Source organism: Microcoleus sp. K1-B1, from assembly GCF_036704705.1.
Taxonomy (GTDB): domain Bacteria; phylum Cyanobacteriota; class Cyanobacteriia; order Cyanobacteriales; family Microcoleaceae; genus Microcoleus.
The window spans coordinates 1-1,216 of record NZ_JAUBSH010000207.1; the positions used below are offsets into that span (position 1 = coordinate 1).

The 1,216-nt window shown below is 57.9% G+C and carries 2 protein-coding genes; both read left to right on the top strand.

From position 1 onward, the window contains the following. Positions 1 to 259: 259 nt before the first annotated feature. A complete protein-coding gene (locus QUA83_RS30430; RefSeq protein WP_333257680.1) occupies positions 260 to 511 on the top strand; it encodes a hypothetical protein in 252 nt (83 codons plus the stop codon). 79 nt (positions 512 to 590) lie between these two features. Beyond that, positions 591 to 1,181, top strand: coding sequence for a recombinase family protein (locus QUA83_RS30435; RefSeq protein WP_333257683.1), 591 nt, complete (start codon positions 591 to 593; stop codon positions 1,179 to 1,181). Positions 1,182 to 1,216 lie beyond the last annotated feature (35 nt).

Consider the following 1,216-nt stretch of genomic DNA (forward strand, 5'->3'; position numbering starts at 1 on the left):
ACCGGCGTGATCCCAAATATGCGGACGATGCTGATGCCTTGGCGTTCTTCGACGAACTGATCGCTGACGCGCTGGCGATCCCTGAGAAGAGGGCTGATCTCGACAGGCATGCGCGGGAACACATCGCCACGCACGGGTCGTCCTTCACGATCACCCCAGACAGGTCAGATCAGTAATCTGCGCCGACATGCAGATGAATATGGCGGGCAGGGACATGCCTTTGGTAAACTGGTGACATCACCAATCGCCAAGGAGCCCGATGGAATATCCCCCCGACCAGTTCACCTTCTACGCCTGCCAAACGATCTACATCAGCATCATCGGAGACCTGCCCCCATCGCGCCGGGTAGTTGCTTCGTTTAGTCGCTGTGATGCCCTCGATGACCTCATCGGCTATCTCAATATGATGATGGCTGAGACAGTCCTCCCCGCCGATGCCACCGAGGATCAGGTCAGAGATGCCTATGATGAGCATCTCGCCCAACCCGTCGAAATCGTCGTGTGCGACTGATCCTGCGCATCATCGGTGAGGGAAAAGCTGAACTAAAAGAACTGCTTGACGCATTCCAGAACTGTGAGAATCTTCTGGAATGACGAAACGCATCGGGCTTTACATGAGGGTCTCAACCGATCAGCAGACCACTGAGAACCAGCGTCGTGAACTCATCGCCGTCGCTGAGCGCAATGGTTGGGTGATCGTCGCCGAGTTCTGTGACGAGGGAATCTCGGGTGCCAAAGGTCGGGATCAGCGTCCTGCCTTCGATGCATTGCTCAAAGCCGTGGCTCGGCGCGAAATCGATCTGGTCGCAAGCTGGGCAGTGGATCGCCTCGGACGCTCGCTCCAAGACCTTGTTGGCTTCCTCAATGAGATCAACAGCAAGGGCGTGGACCTCTATCTCCATCAGCAGGCGCTCGACACCAGCACGCCCTCTGGTCGCGCCATGTTCGGGATGTTGAGCGTGTTCGCCGATTTTGAGCGTGAGATGATCCGAAGCCGCATCATGGCTGGGCTCGCGCGCTCGAACAAGAAGGCGGGACGCCCAGCCTTGCCCCCGATCATGATCGAGAAAATCGAGAAGACGCTCGCCCAAGGGCTCAGCATCAACGCCACTGCCAAGCGTCTCAAGGTCGGCGTCGGCACCGTCCACCGGATCAAAGTGAAGATGGCCAATGCCGCCTGAGCAAGACCGTGGAGGTGCGGTTCCTCTTCTGGGAC